Source organism: Burkholderia pyrrocinia (genome assembly GCF_003330765.1).
GTDB lineage: Bacteria > Pseudomonadota > Gammaproteobacteria > Burkholderiales > Burkholderiaceae > Burkholderia > Burkholderia pyrrocinia_B.
The window spans coordinates 1,034,978-1,048,847 of sequence record NZ_CP024902.1 but is presented as its reverse complement, the minus strand read 5'-3'; the positions used below and the strand labels follow the sequence as shown (position 1 = coordinate 1,048,847).

General features: G+C 66.7%; 14 protein-coding genes and 1 tRNA gene. 4 read left to right on the top strand and 11 right to left on the bottom strand.

What is annotated here, in order from left to right:
• Positions 1-19: 19 nt before the first annotated feature.
• On the top strand, positions 20-199 hold the full coding sequence (locus CUJ89_RS05000) for a hypothetical protein (protein WP_114176391.1): 180 nt from the start codon (positions 20-22) through the stop codon (positions 197-199).
• Positions 200-218: 19 nt separating this feature from the next.
• Here the strand turns inward: CUJ89_RS05000 and waaC are convergent, their stop codons facing one another.
• Complete coding sequence (waaC, locus tag CUJ89_RS04995; RefSeq protein WP_114176390.1) at positions 219-1,217, bottom strand: lipopolysaccharide heptosyltransferase I; 999 nt, start codon at positions 1,215-1,217, stop codon at positions 219-221.
• A gap of 171 nt (positions 1,218-1,388) precedes the next feature.
• Between waaC and CUJ89_RS04990 the strand changes: the two genes are divergently transcribed.
• The gene (locus CUJ89_RS04990) at positions 1,389-2,936 is read left to right on the top strand and encodes a chloride channel protein (protein ID WP_114176389.1); all 1,548 of its coding nucleotides are present in this window, start codon (positions 1,389-1,391) and stop codon (positions 2,934-2,936) included.
• A 117-nt stretch (positions 2,937-3,053) separates the two neighbouring features.
• Here CUJ89_RS04990 and CUJ89_RS04985 read toward each other — a convergent pair whose 3' ends face one another.
• The 5 genes from CUJ89_RS04985 to CUJ89_RS04965 form a co-directional block, all read right to left on the bottom strand.
• The gene (locus tag CUJ89_RS04985; RefSeq protein WP_114176388.1) at positions 3,054-3,455 is read right to left on the bottom strand and encodes a YXWGXW repeat-containing protein; all 402 of its coding nucleotides are present in this window, start codon (positions 3,453-3,455) and stop codon (positions 3,054-3,056) included.
• A gap of 160 nt (positions 3,456-3,615) precedes the next feature.
• Positions 3,616-3,870, bottom strand: coding sequence for a cell division topological specificity factor MinE (minE, locus tag CUJ89_RS04980; RefSeq protein ID WP_006750836.1), 255 nt, complete (start codon positions 3,868-3,870; stop codon positions 3,616-3,618).
• 12 nt (positions 3,871-3,882) lie between these two features.
• Positions 3,883-4,698, bottom strand: a complete 816-nt coding sequence (minD, locus tag CUJ89_RS04975) for a septum site-determining protein MinD (protein WP_114176387.1) — start codon at positions 4,696-4,698, stop codon at positions 3,883-3,885.
• A gap of 59 nt (positions 4,699-4,757) precedes the next feature.
• Complete coding sequence (gene minC / locus CUJ89_RS04970; RefSeq protein ID WP_114176386.1) at positions 4,758-5,537, bottom strand: septum site-determining protein MinC; 780 nt, start codon at positions 5,535-5,537, stop codon at positions 4,758-4,760.
• A 169-nt stretch (positions 5,538-5,706) separates the two neighbouring features.
• Positions 5,707-6,369, bottom strand: coding sequence for a GNAT family N-acetyltransferase (locus CUJ89_RS04965; protein ID WP_236654924.1), 663 nt, complete (start codon positions 6,367-6,369; stop codon positions 5,707-5,709).
• A 537-nt stretch (positions 6,370-6,906) separates the two neighbouring features.
• Between CUJ89_RS04965 and CUJ89_RS04960 the strand changes: the two genes are divergently transcribed.
• The gene (locus CUJ89_RS04960; RefSeq protein WP_114176385.1) at positions 6,907-8,067 is read left to right on the top strand and encodes an alkane 1-monooxygenase; all 1,161 of its coding nucleotides are present in this window, start codon (positions 6,907-6,909) and stop codon (positions 8,065-8,067) included.
• Positions 8,068-8,181: 114 nt separating this feature from the next.
• On the opposite strand, the gene CUJ89_RS04955 is transcribed toward CUJ89_RS04960, so the two are convergent.
• From CUJ89_RS04955 to serS, 4 genes are all read right to left on the bottom strand, one after another.
• The gene (locus CUJ89_RS04955) at positions 8,182-9,717 is read right to left on the bottom strand and encodes a methyl-accepting chemotaxis protein (protein WP_114176384.1); all 1,536 of its coding nucleotides are present in this window, start codon (positions 9,715-9,717) and stop codon (positions 8,182-8,184) included.
• Positions 9,718-9,858: 141 nt separating this feature from the next.
• On the bottom strand, positions 9,859-10,185 hold the full coding sequence (locus CUJ89_RS04950; protein ID WP_236654923.1) for a phosphatase PAP2 family protein: 327 nt from the start codon (positions 10,183-10,185) through the stop codon (positions 9,859-9,861).
• A gap of 108 nt (positions 10,186-10,293) precedes the next feature.
• Positions 10,294-10,384, bottom strand: a tRNA-Ser gene (locus CUJ89_RS04945).
• Between the two features lie 116 nt (positions 10,385-10,500).
• Complete coding sequence (serS, locus tag CUJ89_RS04940; protein ID WP_114176382.1) at positions 10,501-11,802, bottom strand: serine--tRNA ligase; 1,302 nt, start codon at positions 11,800-11,802, stop codon at positions 10,501-10,503.
• Positions 11,803-12,049: 247 nt separating this feature from the next.
• Here serS and CUJ89_RS04935 point away from each other — a divergent pair, with 247 nt between their 5' ends.
• The gene (locus CUJ89_RS04935; protein WP_114176381.1) at positions 12,050-12,316 is read left to right on the top strand and encodes a DUF2164 domain-containing protein; all 267 of its coding nucleotides are present in this window, start codon (positions 12,050-12,052) and stop codon (positions 12,314-12,316) included.
• 45 nt (positions 12,317-12,361) lie between these two features.
• Here CUJ89_RS04935 and CUJ89_RS04930 read toward each other — a convergent pair whose 3' ends face one another.
• Positions 12,362-13,672 carry a replication-associated recombination protein A gene (locus CUJ89_RS04930; protein WP_114176380.1) on the bottom strand — a complete coding sequence of 437 codons (1,311 nt, stop codon included), beginning with the start codon at positions 13,670-13,672 and terminating at the stop codon, positions 12,362-12,364.
• Between the last annotated feature and the right edge of the window lie 198 nt (positions 13,673-13,870).

The following is a 13,870-nucleotide window of genomic DNA, read 5'->3' as shown; positions in this document are numbered from 1 at the left end:
CCTCGAAGGAGCCGCCGCCATGAGCATCCACCTCGGTAATGCCGACCTCGTCCTGACCCTCGCGCTCGCGCTGGGTGGCGCGCTACTGCTCGCGCTGCGCTTCCGGCCGAAGACGTGGCGCGGCCTCGTGTTCGAGGCGCTGCTGGCGAATCTGGCGGCCATCGCCGCCGTCATCACGGTCGAGGCGCTGCTCGCCTGAACCGCCCCGCCCCGCGCCGTCAGGCGGACAGCCGCGCGCGCAGTGCGCCGTAGGCGGGGCCGACCGCATCGATCGCGTCCAGCGCCTGCTCGACGGACGGCATCGCACCCGGCTCGCCGATCGACAATGCATTCGGTGCGCCGCCGATGCCGCAATGGTGGCGCGACGTCGCGACGAAAATCATCACGGTCGGCCGCTGCAGCGCGTGCGCCATGTGCACGAACCCCGTATCGACCCCCACCACGAGCGCGGCCCGGCCGAGCGCCGCGCCAAGCTCGCGCACTGTCATCGCGGGCAGCACGACTGCCCCCGGCGCGCGCGCGGCGATCTCCTGCGCATCGTCGTGCTCGGCAGCCGACCCCCACGGCAACAGCACGCGTACGCCGCGCGCCATCATCTGCGTCGCGAGCGCGGCCCAGTGGTCGGCCGGCCATTTCTTGTCGGGATTGGACGTCGCATGGAACAGCAGCATGAACGGTGCGCCGTCGGTCACGGCAGCCGGCAGGCTCGCGTCCTGCGGCGGGACGATACCGTACGTGGCGACGCCTTCGGGCACGTAGCCGAGCGCTTCGCCGGCGCTCACGCGCATCCCGTGCCATGCGTCGCAGTCCGGCCGCGGGCCGAAGCGATGCGAATACGCGAAGCGTGCGCCCGTTTCGCCAAGATCCTGCGTCTGGTAGCCGACGCGGCGCGCGGCGCGCGCCAGCGCCGAAATGATCGCGCTCTTGTAGACGCCGTGCAGGTCGATGACCGCATCGTAGCGGTGCGCACGCAACGCACCGATCGACGCCGAGATCGCCTTCAGGTCGCCGGCATTCCGGAGTTTCTTGAACCGGCGCAGCGGCGCGCATAGAACGGCGCTCACGCCCGGATGCCAGCGCACGACTTCAGCGCACGATTCGTCCACAGCCCAGTCGACCGTCACGCCGGGAAAGGCGCGATGCAGGTCCGCAACGACTGGCAGCGTCTGGACGACGTCGCCGAGCGACGTCACTTTTACGATAAGGATGCGTTTCACGATGTGTGGGAATTGACCAGCCATTTGGCATGCTAACGACGGTTGCGGCGCACCAGCATTAGTACCAACATTACATGTGCAACAAAATGTATCTGCTTTGTGAAAATTTGTCGCTCCCCATCGGCATCCGGTTCTTTTTATAATCGGTTCTTTGCCCTCCGGCCCGCGCCGATGCCACGCCCCGCCCTTTCCCCCCTGTTTCCCGCCCTCACCCGCCGCTCACTGCGAATCTGGCGCCAGTATGGCGTTTTCTGGCTCGGCGCGATCGTCGTCGGCCTCGCAGCCGTGCTCTACGCGCGGCTGATCGACTGGGGTTACGAGACCTTCCGCGCGATGCGCGATCACGCCGCGTGGCTGCCGCTGCTGCTGACGCCGGCAATCGCCGCCGTGTCGGCATGGATCACGCGCCGGTTCTTCCGCGGCGCCGAGGGCAGCGGCATCCCGCAGGTGATCGCGACGCTGCATGCGCGCCCGAGCGCATTCGGCGCCCGGCTGCTGACGCTGCGCATCCTGTTCGGCAAGGTGCTGATCTCGTTCCTGGGCATCCTGGGCGGCTTCACGATCGGTCGCGAGGGGCCGACCGTGCAGGTCGGCGCGGCGCTGATGTTCAACCTGCGGCGCTTCTACCCGCGCTCGAACGCGCAGATCGAACGCCAGCTCGTCCTGGCCGGCGCGGCGGCCGGCCTGTCGGCCGCATTCAATACGCCGCTCGCCGGGATCGTGTTCGCAATCGAGGAACTGACCCGCAGCTTCTCCGCACGCGCAAGCGGCGTGCTGATCACCGCGATCATCCTCGCCGGCGTCGTCGCGCTCGGCCTGAACGGCAACTACACGTATTTCGGCACGATCGACGCCGGCCCCCACTTCCCGAAGCTGCTGGCGCTCGCGGTGCTGGTCACCGCGATCGTGACGGGCATCGCGGGCGGCCTGTTCTGCTGGCTGCTGCTCAACACGGGACGCTGGCTGCCCACGCAACTGCTGGGCCTGTATCGCGAGCGGCCGATCGCGTTCGCCGCGCTGTGCGGCTTCGCGATCGCCGTCGTCGGCCTCGTATCCGGCGGCACGACATTCGGCAGCGGCTATGCCGAGGCGCGCGGCCTGCTCGACGGCAGCCAGCAACTGTCGGTGTTCTACCCGTTCCTGAAGATGGTATCGATGGTCGCGTCGTACCTGCCGGGCATCCCGGGCGGGATTTTCGCGCCGTCGCTGTCGATCGGCGCCGGGTTCGGCAACCTGCTGCACGTGGTGTTCAGCAACATGAGCCTGCCGATGCTGATCGCGCTCGCGATGGTCGGCTATCTTGCAGCCGTCACGCAGTCGCCGATCACGTCGTTCGTGATCGTGATGGAGATGATCAACGGCCACGCGCTCGTGATTTCGCTGATGGCCACCGCGTTGGTGTCGAGCCGCGTGTCGCGCTTTTTCGCGCCGCCGCTCTACGAAACGCTCGCGCAGCGCTATCTCGCGCCACCCGTCGCGGCCACCGAACACGCCGCGGCAACCGCGCCGGGCGCAGCGGCTGCGACCGGCGTCACTGAGCCCCAGGATGCGGCCGCCGCGCCCGCCGATCCGCTCGACACGTTGCGCGACGAAGGCAGCGGCGAGCCGGCCGCCGCGGCGGGCGAAAGCGCGGCACACGCGCCGACGCCGCACGATGACGAGCTGGTTGCGTCCGGCGCGAACGGCCCGGCGCAGCCCGGCCCGCGCGACGCTCAGTAGATCACGACGGGCGCCGGCCGGTAGTAGACAGGGCGCGCCGGCACGACGATGCACCCGGCCAGCGTGATCGCGACGAGCGCGATGGCGATTGCGGTTCTTTTCATCACGCGCCCTCCATCATGCCCAGTGGCCACGGGTCCAGAACCAGTTCGGACCGCGCTGGTCCCAGTGGCCCGGCACCCATTGCAGGCCGACGCGCTCGGCTTCCCAGTGACCGCCGATCCATACGTAGCGGCCATGATCCCAGCGCCAGTGCCCGCGCTCCCACACGTAGCCCACCCGCGCGGTCGGCACGACCTCGTAGCGCACGGGCGGCGGCGCGTTCGGCGCGACGACGACGATTTCCCCGGTGCGCACGGCGACCGGCTCGGCGATGACCACGCGGCCCGGCTGCGCAATCACGGGCGCGCCGACGAGAATCTCGTCCGCACGCGCGGCAAGCGGCGCGACGACGGCTGACAGGCCCGCGGCAAACAGCGCGAGCGAAACGATACGACGTTGAACGGTAGAGACAGCCATCACACCCTCCTGGTTGAACAAGTTACGCGAGCGTATTCGTTCAATGCGGGAGAACCGATTACGGCCGACAGACGCCGTGTTACGGCGTGCCCGAAAGTGCAACAGGGCGTAAGACGCGCACGGCGGCACAAGCCGCCGTGCGGAGGGACACCCGCAGGGGTCAGGCTTGCGGGATCTCGATCTTCACTTCGAGGACTTCGAGATCGTCCTGGCGCTCGAGGCTCACGCGGATGTCATCGTTCGAAATACGGACATACTTCGAGATGACCGCGACCAGCTCCTTCTGCAGCGCCGGCAGGTAATCGGCCGGCGGACGGCCGCCGACCCGCTCGTGCGCGATGATGAGCTGCAGGCGCTCCTTCGCGACCGATGCGGACTTCTTCTTCTCGCCGAGGAGAAACGAAAGGATGGACATGGGCGGCCTCCGTTACTTGCTGCCGAAGAGGCGCTGCAGCAGGCCCGGCTTCTGGTATTCGGTGAAACGCAGCGGCTTGTCTTCGCCGAGGAAGCGTTCGACGATGTCCTTGTACGCTTCGGCGACGTCGGTGCCATCGAGGTGCACGGCCGGCAGGCCCTGGTTCGAGGCGTGCAGCACGGCCTCCGACTCGGGCACCACACCGATCAGCTTGATGCGCAGGATCTCGCTGATGTCTTCCAGCGACAGCATCTCGCCTTCGCTCACGCGCTTCGGGCTGTAGCGCGTGATCAGCAGGTGTTCCTTGATCGGCTCCTTGCCTTCGGTCCCGCGCTTCGTCTTCGACGACAGGATGCCGAGAATGCGGTCCGAGTCACGCACCGACGACACTTCCGGGTTCGTGACGATCAGCGCTTCGTCCGCGAAGTACATCGCGTGCAGCGCGCCTGCCTCAATCCCTGCGGGCGAATCGCAAATGATGTATTCGAAGTCCATCGCGACGAGGTCGTTCAGCACCTTCTCGACGCCGTCGCGCGTCAGCGCATCCTTGTCGCGGGTCTGCGACGCGGGCAGGATGAACAGGTTCTCGCACTTCTTGTCCTTGATCAGCGCCTGGTTCAGGTTCGCTTCGCCCTGGATCACGTTGACGAGGTCATACACGACGCGGCGCTCGCAGCCCATGATCAGATCGAGGTTGCGCAGGCCGACGTCGAAGTCGATCACGGCCGTCTTGTGGCCGCGCAGCGCGATACCGGACGCGAAGCTGGCGCTCGTCGTCGTCTTGCCCACGCCGCCCTTGCCCGAAGTCACCACAATGATTTTTGCCATTTACCCTATACCCTGTGTTCGTCAATGAGAGCCGATCGATCCGGTGAACGCCGCGTGCTTCACGTCAGGCGCAGCGGTTCGATCATCAGTTTTTCCCCTTCGAGCCGGATCTGCACCGATTTGCCCAGTACTTCGGCGGGCAACGGGTTCTCGGTTGTTCGATAGATACCCGCGATTGAAATCAGTTCCGGTTCGAGACACGTGCAGAAAATGCGCGCGTCGTGATTGCCGTGCACGCCCGCGAGTGCGCGGCCGCGCAACGGCGCGTAGATGTGGATATTGCCTTCCGCGATGATCTCCGCGCCGTGGCTGACCGGCGCGAGCACCACGAGGTCTCCTTTCGCGTAAACCTGCTGCCCCGAACGCAACGGCCGGTCGATCACGAGCGTCTGGCCGCCCGCCTGGAGCGACGCCGGCGCCGGCTCGGACACCTGTTCGGGCGCCACTTCGGCTGCCGCAGCGACGACAGCCTCGGCGATGGGCGACGCGTCCGCGCCCTCGGCCGGTTTCGCGGCAGGCGCGCGGCGATCGCGCGCCTCGAGCAACGGCAGGCCGGCTTCCCCCGCCCAGCCCTGCGTTGCCAACGCGACGACGCCCACCGGGCGCATCCGCACGTCGTTCAGCATCTGCCGGATGTCCGCGAGCGCGACGCGTTCGCCGTCAGCCAGGCGGCGGACGTCGATCGCGACGACATCGTCGGCGAAAAACTCGGGAGTCGCTTCGAAGCGCTTGACCAGTTCGGCACGCAACGCGTCGAGATCGGTCGTCTTCACGGTGAACAGCAACGTATCGACCGATCCGCTGCGCAGCTCGAAGAATGGCGATTTTTTAAGCGACATGGACACTCTGCAAAAATTTTTTGCGTATTTTACAGGCGTCCACGCGCGCGGCCATTATTTTTGGGACGCCGGGTTGCGACGGCCCGGGCGGGCGCGCAACCGGCAGGCGGGCAGGCAAGCGGGCGACCGGACCTTCATCGCGCCGCGCGGCCCGTGTTTTGACGTCGCGTCAGTGCATCACCTGCGACACGAACAGCGATTTCATCGCGCCGGGCATCCGCGCGATCGGCGCGTGTTCGCCGGTGTTGCCGAAACCCGCGCGCTCGTAGAAACGGATCGCGTTGCGGTTCGCATCGGCGATCCATGCATAGACATCCTGGGCGCCGCGCTCGGCGAGCCATGCGGTGGCCGTCTCGAGCAGCAGCACGCCGCCGCGCAGATGGCGCACCGCATGCGCGACCCACAGCTCGCTAACGAACGCGCGCCGTTCGGGCGTGTTGTCGAAATACGCGCCGATCATGCCGGCCGGATGGCCTTCGGTATACAGCAGGAAAGTCGTCGACTCGTCGGACACGGCGCGCTGCGCGGCAATGACCGACGCTGCGTCAGATTCGACGTTCAGCAATTCGGCCTCCGGCGCTTCGCCGGGCGCGTAGGGCTCACGCAGCGATGCAGCGCGGAGTTCGCGATACACGCCGCCCTGGTCGGCAGCGATACGACGAACGGTCAAGGTCGAACTCATGCAGGCACAGCCCCCTTCGGACAGCAAGCTACTAGCTTCAACCGAAAGCGGGGCATGAGTCAAATCGTTATTTTCAAATGGCGGCGCGAATCGAAAGACGGCAGGCACCGCCCGCGGCGGCGTGCGCCAACCGGTGTGCAGGTGCAGCATCGCCGCATCAATGCGTACCGTCGGACGACGGCCGCGGCCTCCTCGTTCGACGCCTCGCACCGTTCGCCTTGCGATGCGCGGCGGGCGCGTTTCTGGCCGCTTCGCATTTCGTCCGGGACGCCGTAATGATCCGTAATATATGTGACCGAAAAACGTGCCCCTCCGATACCCGCCTGCCCCGCTTATTGCGACGCAACATTCGTTGCGAGCCCGCGGAGCCGATACCCGCGCGCATCACGCGGCGGCATTCGTCTGACAAGTACACGGATCGCGCGGGCCGATCTCGCCTCGCCCGCATGTTTCAATCAGCGCGCACCCGCCCTTCCCGGCATGCGTGGCATGCGGCCCTCCGTTTGGAGTTTCACGCCTAGCGCCGGAGTTTGGAAAGCGCGCGTGCGGGTCGTATAACAGGCAGAACCGGACCACGATCCGGTGCCACCGCGCGCGTCGCGGACCAGCGAGGATTCGAACAACCATGCATGCGGTCGCCCCGGGCGCCAACGCACCGAGCCGGCCAGCTGCAACTGGAGGCAGACAATGGCAATGAACGACGAAGCGGCGTCAGGCTGGTCGGATGGCAAGCGTTACCTGTGGCTGCTCGGCGCGCTGACGATCACGCTGCCGATCCTCGCAGCCCAGCTCGCGCTGTCGACGGGCCTTCACGTGTTCTGGTGGTTCGGTCCGCTGTTCGCATTCGGCGTGATCCCGATCCTCGACACGCTGATCGGCGACGATCGCGACAATCCGCCCGATGCCGTCGTGCCGCACCTCGAACGGGAGCGCTATTACCGGTTCATCGTCTATCTCGCGACCCTCGTCGAATACGTCGCGTTCTTCGCGTGCGTGTGGATCATCGGCACGCATGCGCTCGCATGGTACGACTACGTCGGCTTCGCGCTGTCGCTCGGCGCGGCGACAGGCATCTCGATCAATACCGCGCACGAGCTCGGGCACAAGACGAACCGTTTCGAGCGCTGGCTCGCGAAGATCACGCTCGCGCCGGTCGCGTACGGCCACTTCTACGTCGAGCACAACCGCGGTCACCACGTGCGCGTCGCGACGGCCGAGGATCCGGCGAGCGCGCGCTATGGCGAGTCGTTCTGGGCGTTCCTGCCGCGCACCGTGACCGGCAGCATCCGCTCGGCCTGGCGGCTCGAAAAGGCACGCCTCGAACGTCTCGGGCATTCGCCGTGGACCTGGCGCAACGAGGTGCTGCACGCATGGGCGATGACCGTCGTCGTGTGGGGTATCGCGATCGCGATGGCCGGCAAGGCGGTGATCCCGTTTCTCGTGATCCAGGCCGCCTACGGCGCGTCGCTGCTCGAAGTCGTGAACTACGTCGAGCACTACGGGCTCGGCCGCCGCAAGCTGCCGAGCGGCCGTTACGAGCGCTGCACGCCGCAGCATTCGTGGAACAGCAATCACGTCGTCACCAACCTGTTCCTGTACCAGTTGCAGCGGCACGCCGATCATCACGCGAATCCGACGCGCTCGTACCAGGCGCTGCGCCACTTCGACGATTCGCCGCAACTGCCGGCCGGCTACGCGACGATGATCCTGTTCGCGTACGTGCCGCCGCTCTGGTATCGCGTGATGAATCCGCGCGTCGTCGCGCACTATGGCGGCGACATGGTGCAATCGAACATCAAGCCGTCGATCCGCGCCAGGGTGCTTGCGCAGTATCCGGCCGCGGCGTGATCGCGGGGGACGGGCTCGCGTGGAACGGTGCGGGCTCGCCACGTCGCGCGCCGCTGAACGGCACCGCCACACCGACACCCTGCTCCGTCGACATCCGGCGCGACGGCACCGCCGTTACGCCATTTCCGGCAGCCTGAACACGGCCACTGCGTGCCGCAGCGCGCTCGCCTGCTCGGCCAGCGCCTGCGTCGCGGCCGATGCCTGCTCGACAAGCGCCGCGTTGCGCTGCGTCGCTTCGTCCATCTGCGTGACTGCGATGTTCACCTGCTGGATGCCGCCGCTCTGCTCCTGCGACGCGGACGAGATCTCGCCGACGATCGTCGTGACCCGCTGCACCGCGCCCACGATCTCGTGAATCGATTCGCCCGCGCGGCCGATCAGCACGGCGCCCTCGTCGACCCGCTGGGTCGATTGCTCGATCAGCCCCTTGATCTCCTTCGCGGCGGCGGCGCTGCGCTGCGCGAGCGTGCGCACTTCCGCCGCGACGACCGCGAAGCCGCGCCCCTGTTCGCCCGCACGCGCAGCCTCGACCGCCGCGTTGAGCGCGAGGATGTTGGTCTGGAACGCGATGCCGTCGATCACCGCAATGATCTCGCCGACCTTCGCCGCGCTGTCTGCGATGCCGTTCATCGTGTCGACGGCGTCCGTCATCACGCCGCCGCCCGCGGTCGCAATATTCGACGCGTCACGCGCGAGTTGCGCCGCGTGCTGCGCATGCTCGGCCGACTGGCGCACGATGCCGGTCAGTTCGGTCATGCTGGCAGCCGTCTCCTCGAGCGATGCAGCCTGCGCCTCGGTGCGCGACGACAGATCGTGATTGCCCGACGCGATCTGCGCGCTCGCCGTCGCGACGGCTTCGGCATGCGTACGCACCTCGAGCACGACGCCCGACAGGCTCGTCTGCATCGTCTGCAACGCGCGCAGCAGATCGGCGATCTCGTCTCGGCCGGCCGCGTCGACGTCGCGTGTCAGGTCGCCTTCGGCGACGGCCTGCGCGCACGCAACCGCACGGTCGAGCGGACGCAGGATCGCGCGGCTGAACAGGAATGCGCCGACCATCGCAACGCCGAGCACGACCAGCATCAGCGCGAGGCTCGCGATAGTCGCGCGCTGCGCGTCGCGGCTCGCCTGCGCCGACACGGCGGCGCTCTCGTCGGCGATCGACTTCGCCGCCCGCTCCAGCAGCGCCGCGGGTTCGCGATCGACGCCCGCCACGGCGGCATCGCCGGCCGACGGCTCGAAGCCGGCTGCCTTGAACGCGTCGAAGCCACGCCGGTAACCATCGCCCATCGCCGTGTGTGCGCGCATGAACTGCTCGACGAGCGAGCGGCTCTCGCCGGGCGGCAACTGATGAACGAGCTGTGCGGCGAGCGAATCGACCGTACGCTCGCGCGTCTGGAACGCCTGCCAGTAGTGGTCGAGCTTGTCGGGTTGCTTGCCGCGCAACAGCGTGTCCTTCCATTCCTGCACTTGCAGCTTGAACTGCACGAGCGTGGCCGACACGAGCCGCTCGTCGCCGACGTTCGTCTGCACGTCTTCGGCGAACGTATCGATCGACCGATTGAGGATGTGGATACCGTACAGCGCGCCACAGAACATCAGCAGCAGCGCGACGGCGAATGCGAGGGGAATCTTGTAGCTCAGCTTCATAGGACATTGAATCGACGGGGAACGATACGGCTCGGCACGGAGCACCGGCCGCCGCACCGTGTTAACGGCGCGGGAAGCAAAGGCTTAAAGCTGAGGAAAGCGGCGGAGACCGGACGCGCGTGGAAAGATTGATCAGGCCGATCAGGTCGGACGCGTCGCGCGCGGTCCGGCTGTCGCGGCAGCGTTCGGGTCCGTCATCCAGCGGCGCACGACGACGATCGATTGCACGCCGAATACGATCCCGGCGATCACGTCGGCCAGATAGTGGCTGCCCTGTGTCGGCGTCGACAGGATCATCCCGACATTCAGTACGACCACGGCGGGAAATACGTAACGGACATGCCGCACCGCATATACGAGCAGCAGCGCCAGCATCACGTGGAACGACGGCAGCGACACGAGCCCCTGCGATTCGGACAGGTTGAATTGCCCAAGCTGCCCGCTACTCAGCAGGTCGTAGTGAGACACGGTCAACGCAGTATGGGGATCGGTGATAACAGCGCAATGTCCGACATCGCGCCGCAGACCCAAAACGAAAAACCCCTTGATCCTTCCGGATCAAGGGGTTTCGTATTCTGGCGGAGAGGGTGGGATTCGAACCCACGGTACGGGGAAACCGTACGCCTGATTTCGAGTCAGGTACATTCGACCACTCTGCCACCTCTCCGTTTTACCGCACTTCCCGGCTGGTCGTTTCCGGGAAAGAAAAGATTATAAAACGATCTTTTCTGAGCTGACAAGCCCCGGCTGCAAATTTTTTTGCAAGGACTTCGGAAGCCTATTTCACGACGCCTGTGCCGGCGCGTCGATCCGCTCCATGCCGCCCATGTACGGACGCAGCACCTCCGGCACCGTGACCGAGCCGTCCGCGTTCTGGTAGTTCTCCAGCACCGCGACGAGCGTGCGGCCGACCGCGAGACCCGAACCGTTCAGCGTATGCACGAGCTCGGGCTTGCCCTGCGCGTTGCGGAAACGCGCCTGCATCCGGCGCGCCTGGAACGCCTCGGTATTCGAGCAACTCGAGATCTCGCGATAGGTGTTTTGCGCAGGCAGCCACACTTCGAGGTCGAACGTCTTCGCGGCCGAGAAACCCATGTCGCCCGTGCACAGCGTGATCACGCGGTACGGCAGGCCGAGCTTCTGCAGGATCGCTTCCGCATGGCCGACCATCTCGTCGAGCGCCGCGTACGACGCTTCCGGTGCGACGACCTGCACCATCTCGACCTTGTCGAACTGGTGCTGGCGGATCATCCCGCGCGTATCGCGGCCGTACGAGCCGGCTTCCGAACGAAAGCACGGGGAATGCGCGGTCAGCTTGATCGGCAGCGCGGACGCGTCGACGATCGACTCGCGCACGGTGTTCGTCAGCGAGATCTCGGACGTGGAGATCAGGTATTGCGTGACCGTGTTTTCCGCGCCGCCCTTCTCGACCCGGAACATGTCGTCCGCGAACTTCGGCAACTGGCCCGTGCCGTAGAGGATCTCCGGGTTCACGATGTACGGCGTGTACGTCTCGGTGTAGCCGTGCTGCTGCGTGTGCGTGTCGATCATGAACTGCGCGAGTGCGCGGTGCAGGCGCGCGATCGGGCCGCGCAGCATCGTGAAGCGCGCGCCGGCGAGCTTCGCGCCCGTCTCGAAATCGAGGCCGAGCGGCGTGCCGACATCGACGTGATCCTTCACCGCGAAATCGAACTGGCGCGGCGTGCCCCAGCGGCGCGCCTCGACGTTGTCCGCTTCGTCCTTGCCGACCGGCACGCTTTCATGCGCGACGTTCGGCATGCCCAGCATCAGGTCGGACAGGCGCGCCTGGATGTCGCCGAGCTTGGCTTCTCCCGCCTTCATTTCGTCGCCGATCCCGCCGACCTCGGCCATCACGGCCGACGTGTCCTCGCCCTTCCCCTTCATCGCGCCGATCTGCTTCGACAGGCTGTTGCGGCGCGCCTGGAGCTCTTCGGTGTGGGTCTGGATCGCACGGCGTTCCGCTTCGAGTGCGGAGAACCCGGCGACGTCGAGGGTGTAGCCGCGATCGGCGAGGCGCTTGGCGACGCCGTCGAGGTCTTTGCGCAGCAACTGGATGTCGAGCATGGGAGGACTTGGAAAATCGTTGTGTAAGACGCGAATTCTAACGCACCGCGCGGCCGCCAACGCTTCGACCAGATGGACGATGCCCGAAAACGGCCGTCCATGGCAGTATCGCATTGCCGGTCCGCACATCGGCGGCCGGCGAATCGCGTCGCGTCGAACCGCCGCGGAAGGCGAAACGCCTGCGCCGGCCGGCGGCAACGCGTCGAACGAAGTACCTGCTCCACGTCACCGCAACGCAAGGATTTAGATGGCCATCGAACTGGACAAGGATGTACGCGATCGCGCAATCGCGTCGCTGCAACGCTATTTCACAGAAAACATGGACGAGCCGATCGGCAACATCCAGGCCGGCGCGCTGTTGCACTTCTTCGTCGAGGAGATCGCGCCCGCGATCTACAACCTCGCGATCGCCGACGCGCAGGAACGCCTGCATGCGCGGGTCGCGGAACTCGACATCGAATGCCACGAAGAGCCGTTCGACTACTGGAAGAAGCAGCCGGGCCGCAAGCGCTGACGCGTCCGGAACGGCGCAGACCGAACCGGGCCGCGCGTTGCCCCGTCAGTCCTTCTTGCCGGCCTCGCGGTCGAGCTCGCGCAGCCACGCGAGCTTGTCGGCGATCTTCGATTCGAGCCCGCGCGGCACCGGCTTGTACCAGCGCGGCTCGCGCACCCCGTCCGGCAGATAGGTCTCGCCGGCCGCATACGCGTTCGGCTCGTCGTGCGCGTATCGATACGCGTGACCGTAGCCGAGTTCCTTCATCAGCTTGGTCGGCGCGTTGCGCAGATGCACGGGCACCTCGCGCGACTTGTCCTGCTTCACGAACGCCATCGCCTGATTAAACGCGTTGTAGCCCGCGTTGCTCTTCGCCGCGCACGCGAGATAGATCACAGCCTGCCCGAGCGCGAGTTCGCCCTCCGGCGAGCCGAGCCGCTCGTAGGTTTCGGCCGCGTCGTTCGCCATCTGCAGCGCGCGCGGATCGGCGAGGCCGATGTCTTCCCACGCCATCCGCACGATCCGCCGCGCGAGATACTTCGGATCCGCGCCGCCGTCGATCATCCGGCAGAACCAGTACAACGCGCCGTCGGGGCTCGAGCCGCGCACCGACTTGTGCAGCGCCGAGATCTGGTCGTAGAAGTTGTCGCCGCCCTTGTCGAAGCGCCGCGCGTTCAGCGTCATCGCGTTGCTGACGAATTCGGCATCGATCGTCGCGACGCCAGCCGACGACGCCGCCGTCTGCGCCTGCTCGAGCAGGTTCAGGAAGCGCCGCGCGTCGCCGTCCGCGTAGCCGACCAGCGTATCGATCGCCTTGTCGTCGAACGCGAGGCCGTCGAGCGCGATTTCCTGCGCGCGCTTCAGCAGCAGGCGCATCTCGTCGTCGTTCAGCGACTTCAGCACGTACACCTGCGCACGCGACAGCAATGCCGAGTTGACCTCGAAGCTCGGGTTCTCGGTCGTCGCGCCGATGAAGGTCACGAGCCCCGACTCGACGAACGGCAGCAAGGCATCCTGCTGCCCCTTGTTGAAGCGGTGGATCTCGTCGACGAACAGGATCGTGTGGCGGCCGGTGCGGTTCAGCGTGTCCTTCGCCTGCTCCATCGACTCGCGGATGTCCTTCACGCCGCCGAGCACCGCGGACAGCGCAATGAACTCGCAGTCGAATGCGAGCGCGGTAAGCCGCGCGAGCGTCGTCTTGCCGACGCCGGGCGGCCCCCACAGGATCATCGAATGCGGCTTGCCCGACTCGAACGCGAGCCGCAGCGGCTTACCTTCGCCCAGCAAATGCGTCTGGCCGATCACCTCGGCGAGCGTCTTCGGCCGCAGCGCCTCGGCGAGCGGCCGGCGCGGCTCGACTTGAAACAGGTCGGACATGAACCCTCGCTCCACATCAAACGGTAGCGACCGAACCGGCCGCCGGACCCGACATTATGACAGCCGCGCGACGGCGCCCGTGCCCGGTGCCCGCGTTCGGTGCCCGCGCCCGGTGCCCGCGTTCGGTGCCCGCGCCCGGTGCCCGCGTTCGGTGCCCGCGCCCGGTGCCCGCGTTCGGTGCCCGCGCCCGGTGCCCGC

Coding starts and splice junctions, on each gene's coding strand:
- CUJ89_RS04955 (WP_114176384.1), bottom strand. CDS start 9,717: ATGAAGCTGAGCTACAAGATTCCCCTCGCATTCGCCGTCGCGCTGCTG.
- minC (WP_114176386.1), bottom strand. CDS start 5,537: ATGTCGCTTAAAAAATCGCCATTCTTCGAGCTGCGCAGCGGATCGGTC.
- CUJ89_RS04935 (WP_114176381.1), top strand. CDS start 12,050: ATGGCCATCGAACTGGACAAGGATGTACGCGATCGCGCAATCGCGTCG.
- CUJ89_RS04985 (WP_114176388.1), bottom strand. CDS start 3,455: ATGGCTGTCTCTACCGTTCAACGTCGTATCGTTTCGCTCGCGCTGTTT.
- minD (WP_114176387.1), bottom strand. CDS start 4,698: ATGGCAAAAATCATTGTGGTGACTTCGGGCAAGGGCGGCGTGGGCAAG.
- serS (WP_114176382.1), bottom strand. CDS start 11,802: ATGCTCGACATCCAGTTGCTGCGCAAAGACCTCGACGGCGTCGCCAAG.
- CUJ89_RS04960 (WP_114176385.1), top strand. CDS start 6,907: ATGGCAATGAACGACGAAGCGGCGTCAGGCTGGTCGGATGGCAAGCGT.
- minE (WP_006750836.1), bottom strand. CDS start 3,870: ATGTCCATCCTTTCGTTTCTCCTCGGCGAGAAGAAGAAGTCCGCATCG.
- CUJ89_RS04930 (WP_114176380.1), bottom strand. CDS start 13,672: ATGTCCGACCTGTTTCAAGTCGAGCCGCGCCGGCCGCTCGCCGAGGCG.
- CUJ89_RS04990 (WP_114176389.1), top strand. CDS start 1,389: ATGCCACGCCCCGCCCTTTCCCCCCTGTTTCCCGCCCTCACCCGCCGC.
- CUJ89_RS05000 (WP_114176391.1), top strand. CDS start 20: ATGAGCATCCACCTCGGTAATGCCGACCTCGTCCTGACCCTCGCGCTC.
- CUJ89_RS04965 (WP_236654924.1), bottom strand. CDS start 6,369: ATGCTGCACCTGCACACCGGTTGGCGCACGCCGCCGCGGGCGGTGCCT.